13 protein-coding genes are annotated in these 20,724 nt (G+C 48.0%); 7 read left to right on the forward strand and 6 right to left on the reverse strand.

The genetic code is table 11. The features are described 5' to 3' along the window. Window position 1: 1 nt before the first annotated feature. The 5 genes from HQRW_RS01080 to HQRW_RS01100 form a co-directional block, all read right to left on the reverse strand. A complete protein-coding gene (locus tag HQRW_RS01080) occupies window positions 2-496 on the reverse strand; it encodes a DUF7283 family protein (protein WP_014555109.1) in 495 nt (164 codons plus the stop codon). A 161-nt stretch (window positions 497-657) separates the two neighbouring features. Continuing rightward, on the reverse strand, window positions 658-2,493 hold the full coding sequence (locus HQRW_RS01085) for a hypothetical protein (RefSeq protein ID WP_014555110.1): 1,836 nt from the start codon (window positions 2,491-2,493) through the stop codon (window positions 658-660). Then, window positions 2,493-4,547 (reverse strand): ATPase, T2SS/T4P/T4SS family, encoded by a 2,055-nt coding sequence (locus HQRW_RS01090; protein ID WP_231852380.1) that lies wholly within the window; start codon window positions 4,545-4,547, stop codon window positions 2,493-2,495. Before HQRW_RS01090 ends, HQRW_RS01085 begins: the two co-directional genes overlap by 1 nt. A gap of 114 nt (window positions 4,548-4,661) precedes the next feature. Beyond that, on the reverse strand, window positions 4,662-5,135 hold the full coding sequence (locus HQRW_RS01095; RefSeq protein ID WP_014555112.1) for a DUF7311 family protein: 474 nt from the start codon (window positions 5,133-5,135) through the stop codon (window positions 4,662-4,664). After that, window positions 5,132-5,995, reverse strand: coding sequence for a DUF7310 family coiled-coil domain-containing protein (locus HQRW_RS01100; protein WP_014555113.1), 864 nt, complete (start codon window positions 5,993-5,995; stop codon window positions 5,132-5,134). Before HQRW_RS01100 ends, HQRW_RS01095 begins: the two co-directional genes overlap by 4 nt. Window positions 5,996-6,411: 416 nt before the next feature. On the opposite strand from HQRW_RS01100, the gene HQRW_RS16180 reads away from it, so the two are divergent. The 7 genes from HQRW_RS16180 (at window position 6,412) to HQRW_RS01135 (ending at window position 19,151) form a co-directional block, all read left to right on the forward strand. Continuing rightward, entirely contained in the window at window positions 6,412-10,089 is a 3,678-nt protein-coding gene (locus HQRW_RS16180; protein ID WP_014555114.1) for a BGTF surface domain-containing protein, read from the forward strand. A gap of 242 nt (window positions 10,090-10,331) precedes the next feature. Beyond that, window positions 10,332-12,800 carry an HVO_2072 family ArtA-dependent S-layer glycoprotein gene (gene csg / locus HQRW_RS01110; RefSeq protein WP_014555115.1) on the forward strand — a complete coding sequence of 823 codons (2,469 nt, stop codon included), beginning with the start codon at window positions 10,332-10,334 and terminating at the stop codon, window positions 12,798-12,800. A gap of 493 nt (window positions 12,801-13,293) precedes the next feature. Beyond that, window positions 13,294-13,692 carry a DUF7475 family protein gene (locus tag HQRW_RS01115; RefSeq protein WP_014555116.1) on the forward strand — a complete coding sequence of 133 codons (399 nt, stop codon included), beginning with the start codon at window positions 13,294-13,296 and terminating at the stop codon, window positions 13,690-13,692. 150 nt (window positions 13,693-13,842) lie between these two features. Then, window positions 13,843-14,547: a TetR/AcrR family transcriptional regulator gene (locus tag HQRW_RS01120; RefSeq protein WP_014555117.1), complete on the forward strand. Its 705-nt coding sequence runs from the start codon at window positions 13,843-13,845 to the stop codon at window positions 14,545-14,547. Window positions 14,548-14,682: 135 nt separating this feature from the next. After that, window positions 14,683-16,311, forward strand: a complete 1,629-nt coding sequence (locus tag HQRW_RS01125) for a COG1361 S-layer family protein (protein WP_014555118.1) — start codon at window positions 14,683-14,685, stop codon at window positions 16,309-16,311. A 4-nt stretch (window positions 16,312-16,315) separates the two neighbouring features. Further along, window positions 16,316-18,661 (forward strand): efflux RND transporter permease subunit, encoded by a 2,346-nt coding sequence (locus HQRW_RS01130; protein WP_014555119.1) that lies wholly within the window; start codon window positions 16,316-16,318, stop codon window positions 18,659-18,661. After that, window positions 18,654-19,151 carry a universal stress protein gene (locus HQRW_RS01135; protein WP_014555120.1) on the forward strand — a complete coding sequence of 166 codons (498 nt, stop codon included), beginning with the start codon at window positions 18,654-18,656 and terminating at the stop codon, window positions 19,149-19,151. Before HQRW_RS01130 ends, HQRW_RS01135 begins: the two co-directional genes overlap by 8 nt. Window positions 19,152-19,318: 167 nt before the next feature. Here HQRW_RS01135 and HQRW_RS01140 read toward each other — a convergent pair whose 3' ends face one another. Further along, window positions 19,319-20,668, reverse strand: a complete 1,350-nt coding sequence (locus HQRW_RS01140; protein ID WP_014555121.1) for an alkaline phosphatase family protein — start codon at window positions 20,666-20,668, stop codon at window positions 19,319-19,321. Window positions 20,669-20,724: the final 56 nt, after the last annotated feature.

The raw sequence follows: 20,724 nt of genomic DNA on the forward strand, positions 1-20,724 counted from the left end.
ATTACACCCCCACGAGGACAACATCTTCGTCATTCCATGAGACACGTCGAATGACAACAGGACCATCGACAGGACGCCATGTTACATTCATTCCATTCGCTTGGGCAGTTGTGACTGCATCAAGAAATGCAGCTTCTGAGTCAAAGACGTATGTTGGTGGTGAGCCATACAGAATATCACGAAGGCGGTTATCATGTGAGTTATTCGATTCAGAAAAGACGGGCGTGACTGGACCAAATGCAAGCGTTGCATGGGCAGTTCCAGCATCTGATTTTAGTCCAATACGATATGTTCCAAGGCGAATTGCATCTGCAGTAAGCGGGTGTTCGGCTGTTGCAGGATACTCTGCTGCCCCAACGCGGTCAATCGTCGTTGCAACAGCCGCTGCATCTGGTGGCTTTGTTGTTGGAAGACCACTAACAGCACCAATCAGCGTAATACCCGCAATGGAAAGACCAATCCAAGCATACCACGCATCAACAGGAATATTGAACATGCTGTGAATGGTTTCGGTGTCATATATCAACCTACACCTCAGAATATAGCGATATTACCGAGTGAAATAGCCTGTACTACTATAACCAGTCGAATTGCTGATTGTCTCTATGTGAAGTATATCATCAATAATACTGTAACATATCAGTATGTTCGAATTGGCTAAAATACTGCTATTGCACCGATATATGCAGTAAAATACGTCGCTGTTCCTGACAGAAGCGCAAGTCCGACACGATATCCGACAAGCGAGCGTTCAAGCCCTTGTTCTAGTCCTGTGGCAAGAATGGTAAGGATAGCTGCTAAAAGAAGAATATAAATACCGACAGCAATCCCAAGTATCTCTGGTGGAATTGCTGTTGCACCGCTGACGGTGGACCCAACAGTCGGAGGCTGTGAAGATGGTCCAAGAGCCGGTCCTGTTGTTGCACTCATCGAATCGGTTGAACCGCTTGCCTCAGCCATTTTTGTTGCCATTGAAACTGTTGCCCCACCCACAAGCGGTCCAAACAGTGCTGCTGTGTGGCTGAGTGTTCCAGTAATACTCGCGAGTTCACGTCGTGCGGCTGACTCTGTTTGTTGAACTGTTCGAAGATGATCGGCGAGTGTCTGAAGCGTCTCACCAGCAGGTCGCCCTTCTCGTGCTGCAACCCCGATGAGCACTGCTGTTGCACGTGCTCTATCACTGGGAACATCTGAAAGCGCGCCGTATGGACCCAAGAATGCTTGCTGGATATCGACACGAAGGCGATGTTGAACACCGGCAGCTGTTTTGAAGACAGTGCTTGTCTCACCAATCGTTGCATCCGCAGCAGCGGTCAGTGATGTTTCGACTGCCTCACCTGCTCCAACACGTCGCCCGATAACAGCGGTTGCGTCTGCGAGTCCCGATTCAATATCTGCAACTTGCTTTCGAACCGCCGCAGCAGGGTGATATTGAACGGTAAGCCCAGCACCGACTCCGATTCCACAAGCAGCGATTGGACCACCCCATGGGACGACTGTCGAGCCGATACCCCATCCAATAAGGGCACCAGCTGATACAGCAACAATACCACGGACACTGCCGGCTGGAAGCGCAGGATGTGAGCGTGGGATCTGTGTTGGGGCAAACGCAACCGGGCGCTGAAGCAGTATCCACCCGCTTGCAGTCAACAACCCGATAGGAAGCAGAAAATCATAGAATAAAACGAATGCACCCGTTGGGATGGAAACACCACCAGCCCGGGCGGCTGGAAGAACCCCAACAAGTGCAAGTGGAAGCAACACCCCAAACGCGTAGAGACCACTCGCCGGTCCACGGACTGTCCCCGCAAACCCAGCCGTTGTTGAGCGGATCCCGGAGAGGACGGCATCAATTCCACTCTCAATCGCGTCAGTACGATCTTCAGGCGGGGTATCGACTGCTGCCCGAAGTAAAGTGAGTGACCGCTCAAGTGGGCGAAACCAGGGTTTCCACTCCGAAGCAAAACGCATCAGTCCGGCTGTTGGACCCATGTTTGTCTGATCAACATGTGCCTGCAGACTTTCTGCAAGCGGTCCTGTTCCAGTCCGCGCAGCGAATGCAGATGCACGCTCTGGTGGACCATCAAGTTGGAGTCGAAGACCAATCCGACCAACAAGCCCTGGTGTAGCCCCAAGTGCCCGAGTGCGACGCAGCGTTGCAAGTGCAATTGGAAGTGTCTGAGTGAGATATGTCACGCCAACTCCAATGGCACCCGATAGCAATAATACAACACACAGCGCTCTGAGAGAAAGAGAAGTGCCAATCAGAGCTATCCCTCCGATCAAGCATACGGAAGTAAGTATCCCAACAGGGACGGCAAGCACGTATCCAGCGGCGATGATCGTCTCTGGACGGATAGATACATTTAGAAATGCGAGCGCTCGAACGAACTCAGGTGTCGCTGAGACATCTCCTGGATACTGATTGGCGAGTATTCTTGTGAGCTTCTTGATTCGACTTGCAGTATTATCGAGAATGAGTTCTCGTCGCATTATTCACCTAGATTTTGGGGATTTGTTGTATCCCACGAGACAGCACCTTGTTTTGGATTGACTAACTCAATCTCAGCGCGGCGTTCAAGTGTCTCATGACGGTCAGCAAGTGCGGTTCGAAAATCAGCGTATGAATCTGTTGTCCCTCGACAGAGACGCTCAATAATACGGCTATCTCCACGTTCGATCACGCCGGTTGAGGTAAGTTTCCCATCAATTCGGGTGAATAATGAGACAAACTGAATATCGTCAGTTGTTTTTCCGGTTCTGACCTCCTCAACATGAGATACAAATCGGTCATCACCACGACGAGTACAGGTTACAATGAGGTCTGTTGCACTGAATGCAGAGGCTGGTACTCCAAGATCCGAAACGACCCGTTCACGGACAGCGACGCCGGAATCACCATGGATTGTTCCAAGGACAGCATGACTGTGTGCACCAACGCGCATCGCCTCATACAGTGCTGCCGCCTCCTCACCACGAACTTCCCCAATCGCCAGTGCGCCATTCCCAAGTCGAAGTGCTGTTCGAAGTGCGGTAGTCGGCGTAAATGTGGCTCCAGTAATTCCAGTTGTGTCTGTCTCAGTATACAATGGTTGTATATCACGACCATGCTCACGTAATGCTTCAACAGGAAGTTCAGGTGTATCTTCGACGCTCACAAGACGGGTTGTATGTGGAAGTTCCCACAGGAGCGCCCCGAGTAATGTTGTTTTGCCAGCACCGCGGGTTCCTGCAACAATCGTTGCTGCACCACGAGCAGTTACGACAGACAGAAATGCGGCTGCAGCGGGGGTGAGTGACCCGACAGTGAGCAATCGAGTGAGTGTCCATGGCGTCGTATCACGAGCGCGAAATGCAAATCCAAGCCCGTCACTCGCTGGTGCTGTAATACCTGCAATACGGATTTGTCGACCAGTCTCAGCAGTGACAGTCGCATCTAGTGTGGGTGTACTTCGAGAGAATGCACGACCACTTTCACGACGAAATCGCGAGGCAAGCGTGGCTGCACCGGATGGTCGCAAACGGATATTCGTCGCCATGCGCTCGTCATCAAGGACAATTCGAATCGGTGTTTTACTGACTGGTGATGACGCAATCACATCGGAAATACGATCATCTGCAAAGAGATGTTCAATCACCCCAAGTCCCTGGGTATGACGAGTCAGAATCGCCGTCAACGTTTCAACAGGATCCTCATCAGTGGCGACATACCGGACAGCACGACTTGGTGCCCGAGAGCCATCTCCACCACCGCCATCGACTGACCCTGTTCCAAGACATTCATACGCCATTGCTAGTGTGTCAATTGCGGTTGAATCGAGATTATGAAATGCCGGGTCAAGATGATAGTACTGTTTTGCTTCAGTATTGCTATCGACATTCGTATCGGTGGAATACATCCGAGCTGTTGCGTCAGTCGAGAGGTCTGTAACATCGAGAAGTGTTGCATCCGGTGGTGGAGAGCGTTCAAGATGTGATCGAGACAGCGTCGGGGCGACAAATGGACTGAGTGCTGTCTCAACTGCAGTCTCTGTAAGTGAATCAAAGCCTGTGTCGGTAGCGATATCCCCAACGGGACCGGCTCGACCTGTTGCGTGGTATGCGGCTTTTCCAGGATCCTCTCGAGCGCGAGTGGCTATCTCTGGGTCATGAAACCGGACACGCTCGATAAACCGCCCAATCGCTTGAAGCGTGGCTGCAGCGTCATCTGCGTATGTTCGCTCAATTCCATCGGATATCGTTCGAATAATAGCGACGTTATTGTGTGTGAGTGCGTCAATGACAGTCTCTCGACAGGCAGATGCGGATGCAAGGTCACCACTACCTGGACAGTCCGTTGCATCAACAACAAGTTCACTTCGATCAGGTACCCCAGTTCCAGTTGGTGTTTCAACGGCAACACAACAGCGACATCGGGACTCTTTATCCGAGTTTGCATTATCAGACAGTGCATTCATCTCGATTGTTGACGCTGAAACAACAGACGATAGATATTCACAGACTGATGATGGCAGTATCCGTCTGAGATATGCGTTGATACCAGTCATACTCGCAGTATCAATAGATAGGATCGACACAGACTGCGTGGTGACGGGATATTACTTGAGCATCAGGCTGTGCTCGTCTATGTGTGAATATGATTCCGAGTGATAATGAGAATGTTACCCGCGTGTGATGACAATCACCGTACGTGATCGCTCACGGACGAATGAGAGAATAATATTATGAGAACCCGCTGATTGAAAAACGACAGGTCCTTGTGGTGTTCGAACCGGGACAGGAAGTGAGATCACGCGACGAGGAACCGATGTCTTCGCCGACGTCGCTGAGAGAGCGTATGTAACTACAGGTTGGTTTCCAACAGTATTCGGAGAGCCACCGATAGCCACAAATTCGGTTTCTGGTGCAGTCAATGATTGTATAGGAATTGTAATATCAACATGCCGTGTTGCTGCATACAATCGCGACCGCGTTGCATCCTCATTCATGACTAATTCGCGACCGGCGCGCTCAATTCGGTCAGCAGCAGCGTCATATTCAGTCGCCGTCCGCGTTTGTGTTGCATCTGTAATTGCGGGGATTGCAATCGCCATCGTTGCAAGGAGTAACACAGCCGCAATGACCAGTCGGATCACTCAAATGCTGCACGAAGGCGAGCCGCTAATGATGTTTCATCCGAGTCATCAGTGTGATTCTCCGCTGTGTCCTCTTGATCGGATGTATTATGATTCCGGTGAGACCGTGATTCACTCTCAGCATTGTTTTGATCTCTTGTCGGCGTGTCTCGCTCTGCAGTTGATCTCGGTACTGATTGCTGTTTCACCGCATCATGCGCTTTCGGGCGATGTGTTGCCATCCCTTCACAGGTCGCACATGTCGATATGTCGTGTGTCGCGGTTTGGTTTGGATTAACTCCCGATGAACGGTCGCTTGAGGGTGCTTGATTCTTGTATTGTTGGTTTAGCTGTGTTGTCTCCGATTCTGTTGTTATGTCTTGAGTTCCGTCCTCTTCAAGCCGTGATTCGACTGCTTCAATTTTCGCAAGCGCAATGTTCGCTCGTTGTTCGACGGCTTCATCAACTGCACTCACACTCTCAATAAGTCCGCGGATAGCCGCCAGTTCACCGGTAATCGCGTTGAGACGTGATTCAATCCCTCCGACTCGATTCATAATCTCTGGACCTGTCTTTGTTTTTGTCTTTGTCTCTGTCTCTATCGGTGTTTCCTCGCCTGATACTGATGATGACATGTCGCTGTTCGTATGTGCAGGGTGCGATGTCTCCTCAGTAATCGTTGAATCCGGATTTGAACTTTCAGGGTCGATTGTATCGGACATGTCGATAGCCTGGAGATCTGGCACTGATGAGAGATTCACACCACTATTGTGATCCGATGATACCTCAGTCGAATCGATTGTATCGGTTACTGTCGATTCACTGACAGCGCGTTCGACAGCATCAAGACGGGCAGCAAGCGCATCATCTGCGGAGTCCATGCACGTCAGTGCTAACCTTCTCGAATATGTATCTCCGGGTCGACAAAATCAGCTGAGAGTTCTGCGTGTGATCATACATGAGTGAATACCAGTGTATACTCCGCTCTATCGCCTGATCCAAATCACGGATACAAAATCGAATACTCAATCCTGATAATTGGGTTATATCGGTATTGTGATATCTTGATCTCCCCTTATGATTATTCTATTTTATTGTCGAGTTCAAGATTTATTTTTATATTAATTACAGATTCAACCAATTTTGATATCCAACCCCGAACAGAGGATTTATACTACTGATTCGGATTTTAGATTCTACTCAGACACGCAGATAGTGGCGCTGTCTTTAGATGGCGCACTGGGTGCACCGGGAGCACGTACTTAAAACCCGAAGATAGTCACAACTAAGCCTATAAATGTCAAATCATAACTACGGACGCGCGGTTGTACTGTTCATTATCCTCTGTCTTGTTGTAGGAAATTGGTATGTAATTGGCAGCGGTTCAGCCTCAACAACAAATCAAAGCAGTATCACGCTTGATAGAAATCTCTACTATGAAAATGATAATATCCGTGTCACGCTTGATGATGCTAATTTGTCGACGGATACGAATTATATTGTAAATATCGGGTCTGATACTGAAAACCCCATACTTAGAGAAGAAGCTTTACCATCGAGTGTCAGTGTTTACACGACTAATCATCCAGTTTCGAATAGGAACAACGATGCCGTGCTGAACCAGAGTGATTTTGATTATCAATATACTGGATTTGCATCAAATTCCATTGAATCTGTCCAAGTAAACCTAGATAATACCGTTACAATATCGTTTACTGGGGAGACAAGCGGTTTTGATGATATAACATATGACCAAGGAGAAACTGTTACTCTATCACACGCTGGCGACACAACGTTCACCGGGACAATTGATGTTAGTCAGACAGATGCGCTCGGAACACTCAACGCAGGAGATGGGGATGCGATCACTGTCCGGTATTACGATGTGAATGCACAGGAACACCGAACAGATAACGCGTCATTTAGCGCGGAACTCTCACCAACAGCAACCCCAACTCTGACACCCACACAAACACCGACTCCAACTCCGACACCGACGCCGACACCAACACCGACGCCGACACCAACACCGACGCCGACACCAACACCGACGCCAACACCAACTCCGACACCGACGCCAACACCAACTCCGACGCCGACACCAACACCGACGCCAACACCAACTCCGATTCCGACTCCGATTCCGACTCCGACGCCAACTCCGACACCGACTCCGACACCAACTCCGACACCGACGCCAACCCCAACTCCGACTCCAACGCCAACACCAACCCCGACACCGACACCGTCTCCAGCGACATCGACTAGTGACAGCGGAGGGGGTGATAACACCGATACCGATGATGACTCGGCGGGAGATTCAACAAGTGAGGGTACAGCGACACCTACTCCGGAGACACCGCGAGCATCAACGTCGCGTCTTGAGGCTGGAGTCGCAACCGGGATTCATGCGGATAACACCACTCAGGTTCAGAGTGACGTTGAGAGTATTATTGAACTGCCGATGAACGCACCAATCGTGAGTGCTCGCAGTGATAACCCGATTGTGCTTGGTGCTGACCTTGTTGTTCGCATCAATGAAGAAAATGTCACAGAGACGTTTCGTCTCCTGCAAAACGGGGCAGAAACCGGACAGATACTGCTTACAACATCAGCGCGGTTGAACCCAACAGATGAGCTTTTGGTTGACCTTGCTGCAGTGCAGAATACAACAACTGATGAGACAATCGATGCGAGTGAACATACCGTTCGTTTGATCGAGCAGGTTGCTTTTATGCGGAATGCGCGGACGGAAATAATCGAATCAACCAACTCACATCCAGTGGCTGTACTCACGGGAACAGTTGGATCAGATGACGTCACACAGATAATCACTGTCATTGGAGAGGACGGAGTCACACTCGAGAAAATTCAAACGGGGGCAGGAAGCCAATTTGCCGTGTTTAACCCGAGTAATCACGAACTCGGAGAATATACACTCAAATCTAATCAAGGAGGTGAGACGACTCTTAATCTTAAATCACTGGAACTCACTGCGACAGTCGATGAAACAACGGCTATACTCACACAGGGACTGAGTGGACGTGTCACCGCCGCTGTTAATACATCACGAGATATCACACTCGCGCTTACTGATGAAACTGAAACAACTGTTATGAACACAACCGCAGAGATTCGTCCAGATGGGATTGGGTCATTTATATTTGAACCTGCATCATTGTCCACTCTCACACCGGGAGCGTACACAGTCGTCGGAACGGATATCGAAACCGGGGTGCAGACACAAAGCGATATAGTAAATCTTCAGAGAAATACAAACGCGACTGCAACATTCACACGGTCGATACATACTGGCACGCGCGGTGGCACCGTCTCAATCCCAATTCGGGTTGGTGTAAATCAGACAGCCACAGTGAGAATCAGAAAGAGTAGTGATACTAATGCTGACAATAGCGATAATGAGTATGCACATTCGACTGCAGTCATTCATGATCGAAACGGGGATGGCATCATTACACCCCGAATCAACACATACGCTGCGAATCAACAAGCGCTTGATGATGACACCGCTGGGTCGGTGTTTATCATTGGGGATGAAACTGAGACACGAGCGAGAACGGGGGATGGGAACATATCCGAATCAAATATTGATACCGATATTATCCTGAGTGAGGATATAGGATACGATACCGCAGATGCGACTGAGACAGCCGTGGAGTCGGAATTGATATTGTCGTCTGGACAACACAAACTCACAGTCTGGAATTACACTCATGGAATGAGACATCCAAATGATACCGCGACACTACAACTGAATCCACCGACAATCGAACGATTTCGATCGTACACTGCTCCTGCCGGGACACAGACGAGGACACTCACAGGATTGAATACTATAACTGAGACAAATCAATCAATATCGAGTGAAATCGTTGCTCAGGGTGATACTATTATATATGAACTCATTGCTAGTGGACTGAGCGGGCGTCTTGAGAGTGCTGAAACATCACCGGCGCAAGCATTTCGTGCGCTGGTGAGTGACCCTGATGATTCATATCGAGTTAGTATTGCGATGCGAACGGATGCAAAAACGAATCTGGAGAACTCATCAATCAACATTCAATCGAGTGAAGACATATGGGTAGTTACCGACAGTGCGAATGATACCTATTATCTTGGAATGAGGGTCCCATCTGATATCGATCAAAAGCCCCTCTCGATGGGGAATACAACAGAATCAAATTCAACTATTGAATCAGACTATCCTCAAAAGGAACTACTCACGACAGTCTCCCTACATAATTACCTGACAGAATCAAATTCAACAACAAAGCAAATACTCACAAACGTTCTTCCAGGGCACGTACAGATTGACTCTGGACTCTCTGTTCTGCCGGCACCACAGCAGTCGATTACCGGAACAACGACCGTTGCACCGGGAACACAAATATCGATTCACCTTCGCTCCAATAATTCACAATCTGCGTTCAATCAAACGGTCACTGCGACTGTTGGGAGTACTCGTACCTGGGAGATGCTCATCAACGCTTCTTCGATGACACCTGATACGTCATTTACCCTCCAATCGATTGATACACGCTCGGGGGTCGAAACGATCGAAGGCTACGCTATCGGATATGTTCGAACGGATGCGCAGTCAAGAGAAACGCCGAATGAAACCACCGCCGATACAAAGAGCAGCACGGGTGGCGGTGGTGGTGGACGAATTGCCAGTGTGATATCCAGATTATTTGGTGATGATGTTGATGATGGGCGAGGACAGGGGCAATCTGAAGAGAAAACCCCGTCTCAATCAGAAACAGAGCGTACAACAGAAGAGACGACTCTGGGGAATCCACAGGCTGTCGTCGGCAATCTCGCAGACGCTGTCCTTGGAACGGTCGTTGAAAATGTTGTTAGGTCATCATTGCTTGGTCGACTGTCGCGTCCCGCTGCAATTGCTGTTGGAGCCCTCCTAACAATCGCTGTAGCATTCCTCTATCGACGGCATTAGTGAGTTCAGATATATGTCAGAATTTGAATATAATTAATCTGTTATGTGGTGGATATAACTCAGATCTGCAGTCGAACACACAAAGTATTTACCAGATACATTGTATTTTTAATCTACACCCCTACCTATGTCGCCAACGACGAGTATGGATATATCGGCTCATTGGTGTGCTGTGTGAGTTCGAGACAGAAAATCAGTGGTGACGATTGCGATTACGATAACGATACAATCAAAAACAAACTATGACAAACGATAATAATCATAAATTACGTGCAGTCATCCTGGCTGCAGTGATGGTATTCTCCGTCATTGCGATGTCAGGGGCTGCATCTGCTGAGATTGTCCGTGGAAACGGAAATGCCCAGTATGACGTGAACACAGAAGGCGAAGGGAAGTTTAACAATGTTACAGATGGTGCTATTATTTTCCAGGGTGAGGAAGATATTGTCTTCCGTAATAATACTGATGATACTGATCCCATTCCAGCTGGAACACTCTCACGGGCCGCTGAGGCTGGTGGCGAGACATTAACTCTTCCAATTCCAGAAGGTCAAGCTGTGGGACAATATAGTACACCGCAGAATGATTTCAATGTCACCGTCCAAACACCTCGTATTACGACCTTTGACGTGAATAATAATTTCACAGACGTCAATGGAGGGACGATAACTACTGATCAGACCGGCGCAAACGTCGTTGTCGAATACAACTTCCAAGATTCGGAGAACATCACACTCACCGTTGAAGATGAGTCTGGTCAAGAAGTTACACAAGAGTTCCTCCGTGGTAGTCAATCTGACACAATTAATGGATCTTCACAGAATGGTGACGTTACATTCAACATCACACCAGCAGATTCCGATGAGGGTGAATACACCTTCACTGTCGAAGGTGACGATGATCTTGACTTCGGCGAAGCATCGCAGAGCACCACAGTAACGATTGTCTCTGATCAGAAGGCAAACCTAGACCTTGCTGAAGAAGAGACTGTTCAGGGTGGCAATCTTGACTTCACAATTACAAATCGCCAAACCGGAACTTTCCATTTGGTCCGTATTGACCAAAGTGAATTCCGAGATAATATTGATGTCTCTGATGCCGAAAACATATTCCGTAATGTCGATGATACAGTCCAAACAGGAATTATCAACGGCACCAATGTTAGCGCAGGCAGCATAAGTGAAGTTGACGCAGCATTTGCCGTTGTTGAGATGGATGATGGATTTGGTGGATCGATTGAGACACAGTTCCTCGATGATTCAACGATCACAGTTGATCTGCTTCCATCCAATGCATCAGCATCACCATCATACCTAGAGAACGATAGGCTGACAAATGCAAGTCTAAATAATGCTGGCGGTGACCTCGCTGACGCTACAACAGATGATGATGTTGATTTCAGCATTAACGAAGGTGAAGTTAGCATTACGAATCCCGCTGGATCATATATCGTCGGATCTGATGTTGATATCACTGGCGATGCAAATGAAGGCATCGACGATGTATCAATATACGCACGAGATCAAGGTGATTATGAACTTGTCGACATTGATAATAGCCGCTCAATAGCAGTCGAAGGCGACAATCAATTCGATGAAGAAGATGTCCAACTGAGTAGTTCCGGTGGTGACCTTGGAAACCGTCTGTTGTCACTCCCAGGCAACTACCGACTTGGTGTCATTGATGCACAAGATGCACAAAATGATAGCGGCATCGTTCGAGATACACTAACTACGTCTGAGTTCAATGGTGGCGTGAGTAGTGCAACCTCAATTGTTGTCACAGATACCGAACTTGATGGTAACTTCACAACATACAACGGACAGATTGCAGTTGAAGACGAAAATAATGCTGTTGATGTTCAGGGCGTTGCACCTGGCAAAGATGAAGTGTCTGTCATATTTGTCGGTCCACGCGGAAACACTGAAAGAAATGCCATCACCGTTGACAGCGACGACACATTCGATGAAGAAGATCTAAGTGTTGCAGGCCTCGCAGAAGGAACTGTCTCAGCACACATTATCTCATCCGGTCGTGATAATGAGTTCGGAGACGACTTCGCTACAAGTGTCAGTGGATTCAACAGTCAGGTCGATAATAACTTCAGCGGTACTGCTGACCAGGTTCGGTCACAGATTGTCGCCAACTCCGTTGATGATACGGCAAGCGATGATCTAATTGTTACCGAAACATTCCGGAAGGCGGATGGATTGACAACAATCGAATCACTTACCGATCCAGTCGAAACTAACGGCACGGTAGAGATTCAGGGTCAAACGAACCGCGTACCTGATGACAATACAATCACTGCTGAAATACTCACTCAAGACGACAACGTAGTTACCAGCACGAGTACCGATACATGGGGTTCTGACGGCGTGTACAGCCTTAACGCTGAATTGAGTAGCGTCGAACCAGGTAACTACACGGTTGAAGTTGACGACGGTGACAATACCGACCGCGCATCAATCACCGTTGTTGAGCAGGTTCAGGAAACACCAGAACCAACACCAGAGCCAACAGCAACGGAAGAGCCAACTCCGACAGCAACACCAGAGCCAACGGCAACGGAAGAGCCAACTCCGACAGCAACACCAGAGCCAACGGCAACACCAACTTCAACACCGACCGGCACGCCTGGATTCGGTATTGTAGTTGCACTGATAGCACTCGTTGCTGCGGCACTGCTCGCGGTTCGCCGTAACAACTGATAACTAATCGGACACTCGCAGTTCGTCCGATTCTTTCGAAGTAATTTCTTTTATTTTTTCACTCGCGATAAGCGATAGCTAGCGAAGCATCGCTGAAACTGTGAGACAAAAGTATGATTATCCACGAGATTTCCATGCACATTTCACTGAAAAATGATTCATAAATAATTGACAATATACACAAAGCTCAGATCATTTCTTATGATTTCGAATCAGTAAGATTAATTATTATTTCATAATATTTGTAATACTAAATCTAATCTAGTATAAGTGATATTCAGATATGATTTATTATCTCTTCAAAATAAGATAAGCTGGAATTTATATTCACTTCACGCTACAAATTTAAAGAAGCGTACATATGATAATTGACTCATTTATTTGCGTGGTCAATCACCGTATCATTCAGCGTATAACCCACTAGCTGAAGTGAAGAGTCACTCATTCCGCACTTTCACGGTATATTTATCCGATATGCGACCAATCATTCCATATGTCAACCACACAGCGAGATAGTTCAACGACATTTTCACTTCCTACAAATAGCGTGGGATATGTCGCAATTGTCGCTGCAGTTGTGACTGGTGTTTTGCATCTAGTTCTTGGAATCGTATTCCTTTCTCAGGGAGGAATTTCATCGATCACTGCCATCCTCACGCAAACACTTCCTGTGTTATTTATCCTCAACGGGATTGGATTTCTGGGTGGGATTGGTGTGTATCTCTCTCAATATTGGCGACGTGAACTGCATCTTATCGCTGCTGGCTATGCCGGTGCGACAATCGTTGCATTCTTTATGTTCAACGGTGGATTCAGTCCTGTTGTTGCCATTTCGAAGATTGCAGAGGTCATATTCATTATTTCGGTTTTATATCTCTATACCATCGAATAGTGATTATACTCGACTAGACAGGGATATGTGCCGATGTGTCTACCAGTAAGTTCCACACTCAAAAGCGAATCAAATCCTCAAATGAGCTGACGAGTCGGTGTGTATAACAGGACAGGTTGATGTGCACGCATCCATTTTCAAAGAGCAGACTTGAAAGACGACACAACAATTCTGCCAAACGCGCCCGATGACACCCATACTGAAATCCTTCGGGCTACCTTTCGGGTTCTTTGCGAGCGTGGGTATACTGGCGTGACAATCTCACGGATCGCTACTCGGACAGATATCGCGAAATCAGTCGTTTATTATCATTATGAGGATAAAGACGATATTGTCCAGACATTGCTTGATCAGGTACTCAGCGAGTTACTTTCAGAGTACTTCCGTGATTCTGATGATGATCCTGCCCATCGTCTTGAGAATTTCTTTGGATTTATTTTTGCCGTTGCTGATGGGGATATCACCGACACAAAACCGGATAGCGATATGGATGAGAACGCAGATCTGAACACAGACTCGTCACATACCGTTGAGAAAGGATTCAAACATTATGTTGGTGCGCATAGCCAGGCGTATGTCGAATTGCGGGCGCAAGCTGCCCATGATCAGGTCTTTCGGGAGACAATCCAGGCAAATGAAACAAAACTTCGAGATGAATTACATGCGTGTCTTGACGCCGGTGTCGCCGCTGGAACGTTTGATATCGATAGCGTAAATGATGCAACAGAGTTCTTATTAACACTGATTGAAGGGGCTATTTTTCGGGGGGCGACGACCGACGAGATTGATACTGAGGCACTTGCGGATATTATTGAACGAAAACTCGGCATTATTATTCATGAAGCGGATTTATGAATATAATATTATATAACGACCATTCGATAGGAACCTTCATACTCGAAGAGCCAATTACTGTATATACACAATAAACTAGTAGACATAGACCACTGTCTACCCCGACGTGACACTTATTATACTCATAAAGAACGAATGCGACAGAAGATACTCACATCAATTCTTGTATTGTTTATGATTACCGCTGGATTTGCTGGACCGGTTGTTGCTGCCGAAGAGATTGTTGTTGGATCTCCGAATATTACTGCCAGCGCTGCTGATGTACAATTCCGTGCCAGTGAATCAGCGACGCTGAGCGTGACAGTAAATAATGATGGACAACTGACCGATGGCGGTCGAGACGAATATGAGAACGAGGTGCAGACCGCACAAAGTGTCCAGATTGATATTGCTGAGGATCAAATTGACGCCCCCATCGAAGTTAATACAGGGACACAGACACTCGGCAGCCTGAGCGATGGGCAGAGCGAAACAGTTGATTTTGCATTAGAAATCGGACGCGCGACACCAGGAACATATCAGATTCCTGTTGAGATTACGTACAGTCATTCTCGAGTGATTGCTTTCGGTCAGTTCGAAGATACTGACCGACAAAATCGCGAGCAGACAGTCACAGAGGAAATTACAATTCGTATTGAGGACCGCCCTGAATTCGATATGAGCGAAGATGAAGCGAATGCTGTGACTGCCGGTGATAACGGTAAAATTGGGTTTAATTTACAGAATATCGGAACCGAAACCGCACGCGATGCAACGGTTCGCTTACAGACACAAACGCCAGGTATCTTCTTTGGAAAGCAAACAAGCCAGTCAGTTGATACATCAGTGTTTGTCTCTGCACTTGAGCCAGATTCGAGTGAGCAAATAACCGTTCAAATGGGTGCTGGTCCGGATGTCTCTGCTGGGACATATACAGTAACTGCGATTGTTGAATATGAGGATGAAAATGGGATTACACAACAATCAGATCCATTACAAGCTGGTGTGACGGTGCGCGAAGAGCGAACATTTGAGCTTGAGAATGTCGAATTGACTGACTTCCGTGTCGATGAGCCAGAGGCTCGAATCGAAGCAACGGTCATCAATCGCGGACCAACACCCGCACAGAACGCTGTTGTCTCAGTCAGTGGGACAGAAACGATTGCTGTGACGAGTGGTGAATCCGCAGTTGGTGATCTCGCGGTTGGTGATAGCGCTCCTGTTTCATTCACACTGAATATTCCGGGCGAAGCTGAGCCCGGATCAATCTCACTCCCATTCGCTGTTGAATACGAGAACGAGGATGGTGATGTGTTGCAGACAACAACACCTATTCGACAGTCCGTAACAATCCAGCCAGAACAGGATCGATTTGAGATTGTTGGAACTGAAACAGGTGTTACCCCAGGTGGTAGTGCAACGCTTGCTGTCACACTGCGATACACAGGCAGTGAGCCGGTTTCAGATGCAAATGCAAAGTTATTCACCAGCGATCCAATATCGTCAGCCGATGATGGAGCATTTCTTGGAACTGTTGAACCAGGGACGACAACAACGGCGACATTCCGGGTAAGTGCATCAAGCGACGCTATTGCGAAGGAATACGCATCAAGTGTCGAAGTACGATACGACGAAGCCGACGGTGACACACGCTTCACTGGATCACTTCCGATTGGTGTGTCGGTCTCTGCTGGTGATTCCGGTGGGCTTCCACTGATGCCGATTGGTGTCGCCGCAGTGATTGCTGTTCTCGGTGGCGGCGTCGTGCTCTACAGACGGGTGTAAATCAATGAAACAATCTCGTCGATTCTTCTCTCGGATTGGACGGTTTGTTCAGGCACATCCAGTTATGACGTTGTTGCTTGCCGTTGCGCTCATCGGGGTTGCCTTCGTCGGTGCTGGTCAGATTGAGAGTGTCACCGGTGATCGTGCATTTGTTGGGTCGAATCCAACGCTCGATACATTTGATGATGAGTTTGATTATGGAAGTGTCGCAACACTCGTCCGCGGGGAGGTGACGGACCCAACGACGATGCGGGCAATTGATCGCTATGATCAGCGGATGAGCGCGGTTGAAGATGTCCAAACGGTCAATAGCCCTGCTGATCGGGTGCGTGAAGAATACGGACGGATACCCGACTCACAAACGAAAATTGAGCGTGTCATTGGGAGTCCTGATACTGCTGTCATCGGCATTGTTAGTGATGCCGGGATGACTCAACAACAGTCACGACCAATCTATACGAAAGCAGTTGACCGCAAAGAATGGGTGCAGTTCCCTGCTGGTGTTTCTGTGACTGTGACTGGGTCTGCTGCATTCTCGACGCAATTATCAGCGCTCATTCAACAGAGCACACAACAATTGCTTGGACTTGCGGTTGGGCTGATGACCGTTGCATTGTTCTTCCTTTTCCGTGGGGTTCGACTTCGATTACTCCCGATTGTCGCTGTCTTTGTTGGTGTCATCTATACGTTTGGGGCAATCGGATATGCGGGCGTGCCAAATTCAACGCTAACGAGCGCTGTATTCCCGATCCTCATCGGACTTGGCATTGATTATTCGGTGCAGTTCCATGAACGATATGAAGAAGAATTGGAAACACATCCTCCGAAACAAGCGCTTCCACTTGCACTCGGTGGGATTGGACCACCCGTATCGATTGCTGCGATTGCAGCAACGCTTGGATTTGGAGCGACGTGGATCTCCTCGGCGGGGACTCCTGCATTTGTCTGGTTCGCACAGACATCGATGTTCGGAATTGGGCTGACATTCCTATCGGGCATTATTGTTCTTCTTCCAATATTGACGCTGTACGCACGCTGGCGTGGTGATGGAGAGACAACAGACACAGATGCAGACGCAGATGCAGACGCAGAAACAAACTCAGATTCTGCTGATGAAGCGATAGATACCACGACACCGACGGAATCGACGACTGATACAGATCTCGGTGATATTGGAATGCTCGGTCGGACACTCGGACGGACAACTCGGTTTGTGGCTTCACACCCGATTGCAGTCCTGTTGATTGCTGTTGTCCTCCTTGGCGGTGGATTAGCTGCTGGTGACAGTCTTGAAACGCTTGCAGACTCTGAAGAATTTATTCCACAGGACTTACCCGCATATGTTGACCTACAGCAATTCCGGACAGTCACCGGTGGTGGAAGTGCGGTGCAATATGACATGCTTGTCACTGGGAGTAATATCCGTGATCCAACGGCGTTGCGATGGATGGAGCAATATCGCCAAATCGCGACAGACAAACCACTGATAGATGGCATGCAAACACCAGCAACGCTGGTTAAACAACACAACGGTGGTGAGATCCCAGCAACAGAAGCCGGTGTCAAACGAGTATTGAGTGATATTCCAGCATCTGAACGTGCGAATTACTACAGTGATGGATACGCTCATATCACCATTATTGGTGAACGGAATATGAACACAGATGAGTTACTTGATTTCCTTGCGATTGCAAAATCTTCCTCAGAGCTCACTCGACCACCGGCTGGGCTGACTGCTGAACTCACTGGACAAGCAGCAGTATCAACACCATCGATCGTTACCCAGATTGAAACCAGAAATGTGACGACGGGTCTTGGTGTCCTGTTTGTCTTTGGAGCTCTGTTACTCTATTACCGGAATCTGATCCGTGCGGTTGCACCGTTAGTTCCAATGTTATTCGTCATTGGGTGGCAGAATCTCTACATGTCAGCGCTTTCAATCCCAGTGTCTCCGCTTGGTGCATCACTTGGTGCAATGAGCGTTGGAATCGGTGCGGAATACACTATCATCGTCATGGAACGATACTTTGAGGAATTCGGACAATCAGGAGTGTCACGACTTGATGCTGTTGAGATAGCGGGAGCACGAGTTGGAAAGGCAATCACTGTGTCTGGATTAACCACTGTCTTTGGCTTCTCGGCACTCACGCTGTCGCCATTCCCGATTCTTGGAGATTTCGGCTTCCTTACTGTCGGGGTGATATTCCTGACCCTTGTTGCAGCAATCTTGACGCTTCCGCCGACACTCATCGTCCTTGGACGCTTGTCTGATCTTGTTGAACGTGTCGTTGCAAGCCGTCGTGATATTGCCGTTCAGGGTGACCCAGACGAGGTGAAAGCTGATGACTGAATCGAGCGCTAACCCCTCAGTTGAGCACATACTCGTTCCAGTCGATGGATCACCACAATCAGAGAGTGCTGTTGAGTATGTAACTGGAATCTTTCCAACAGCCGATGTCACGCTTCTCACTGTTATTGACCCTGTTAGTGGATTCGCAGCGTACGATGGAACAACAGAGGGCAGTTGGAAGACACAAGCACAACAAGCAGCCGAGTCACTATTAGCTGAGAAGAGGTCGATACTTCAAGCTGAGACAGACGAATCATCTAATGACGATGCCGACATCGATACGGACACAGAGTCTATCTCACAGACAATTGAGACAGTCGTTGAATTTGGGGAACCAGTCGAGTCAATCCAAGAGGCTGCGGATACGTATGATGTTGATCAGATTGTTATCGGCAGTCATGGTCGAGCAGGTCTCCAGCGAATTATCGTCGGCAGTGTTGCAGAAAATGTGATGCGCGGCGTTTCGATTCCAGTCACGATCGTTCGATAAATACTGGGCGGTTCTCATTTGATGCTCTCGAACGCTCAAACGCTCAAACGCTCAAAAACTCAGAAATTCAGACGGTTACACACATGAGTGCGATCGACTGATTATCTCTGTCATATCGATACAATACTTATAGTTTCAGTTTTATCAGATAGTATTCTCGAAGAAAATTATTGTCGAACAAGACTTGCGCCGTCAAATTCAGTTCGTGAGTATTCGATATCCATCAGTTCAAGAATCGTTGGCGCAATATCATAGATATCTGCGTCTTGGATATCAACCGCAGGATTATCCACATATAGCGTTGCATTATCGAAGCTATGCATTCCGTTCCGAGGACCAGTATCAAAGATGGATTCATGACCTGAGAATCCAGATTTCAGATCAAAGCCATGATTTGGAATAACGACAAGATCGGGTGCAATATCATCATGATCACCACGGAATGCCTCCTCGCGTTCAACAACTCGGTCGGCAACAAGATTGCCATCAGGTCCCTCAAGCGATTCCAACATTGTCTTCAATTCATCGCGGGTATCCTCATATTCAGATTCCGGGACGCTTCCATGTGCCTCTCTCCCTTCAAGATTAATGTAGAATCGACCAGGGATGAGTGAGTACGCACGTGACTCAGATGAAATATCTGCAAGTTCATCATGATCGTCATTCGCATATGAGAGCCAGCCCTGTTCTTCAAGCCATGCATTGCAGTGGAGTTCATACTCAAGCGTCGTGAATCCATGATCAGAGGCAATGACGAGTGTCACATCATCTGGCAGTTGCTCACGAATCCGACCAATATACTCATCGACAGTGCGATAAAACTCCATGAATAGCTCGCGATCATCACGCTCTTCTTCATAATCTTTGAATAAGAAGTGATTCACTCGGTCAGTTGTCATAAAGACGCCAAAGAAGAGATCCCAATCGTCTCGATCAATGATGTCAGTAAATGCCTCGAATCTACGATCAACCGTTTCATAAGCGTTCTCCATGAAGGCAGTTTTGTCATCGTCATGACCGAGTTTTGCATCGACATCAATCCGATAATCCGCCGCAGCGAGATCATCGGCAAAGGATTCAGGATGAGTTGCTTTCTCAACGCTTGGTGAAAGGAACCCAGAGACCATTCGCTGGATATTTCGCTGTGGAGGGAATGTAACAGGGACATTCATCACAGTTGCCATCCGGTCAGCATTGGTCACACGGTCCCATAGTCGGGTTGCTTGGACATCTCGCCCCATTGGCACATATGTGTCATCAGAGCCAACTTCACGATCTTGAAATCCATAAACACCCGTTTCACCAGGATTCACCCCAGTGGTCAATGATGGCCAACACGCTGAGGACTCTGGAGGAACGATACTATCGATTGCACCGCCAGCTCCCTCCTCAGCAAGCGCGGCAAAGGTTGGAAACTCCTCAGGATTATCAGCGAGTAGACTAAATGGCACGCCGTCGATACCGACGAACGCAACACGAGGGTGGTCTTCACCTCGTAATCGATCGAACAAACCCATGTATACTTCGTACTTCCAGGCTGCCGCATAAGAGCTTTTATCTCGGGGGTGATACC

Source organism: Haloquadratum walsbyi C23 (assembly GCF_000237865.1).
GTDB classification, from domain to species: Archaea; Halobacteriota; Halobacteria; order Halobacteriales; family Haloferacaceae; genus Haloquadratum; species Haloquadratum walsbyi.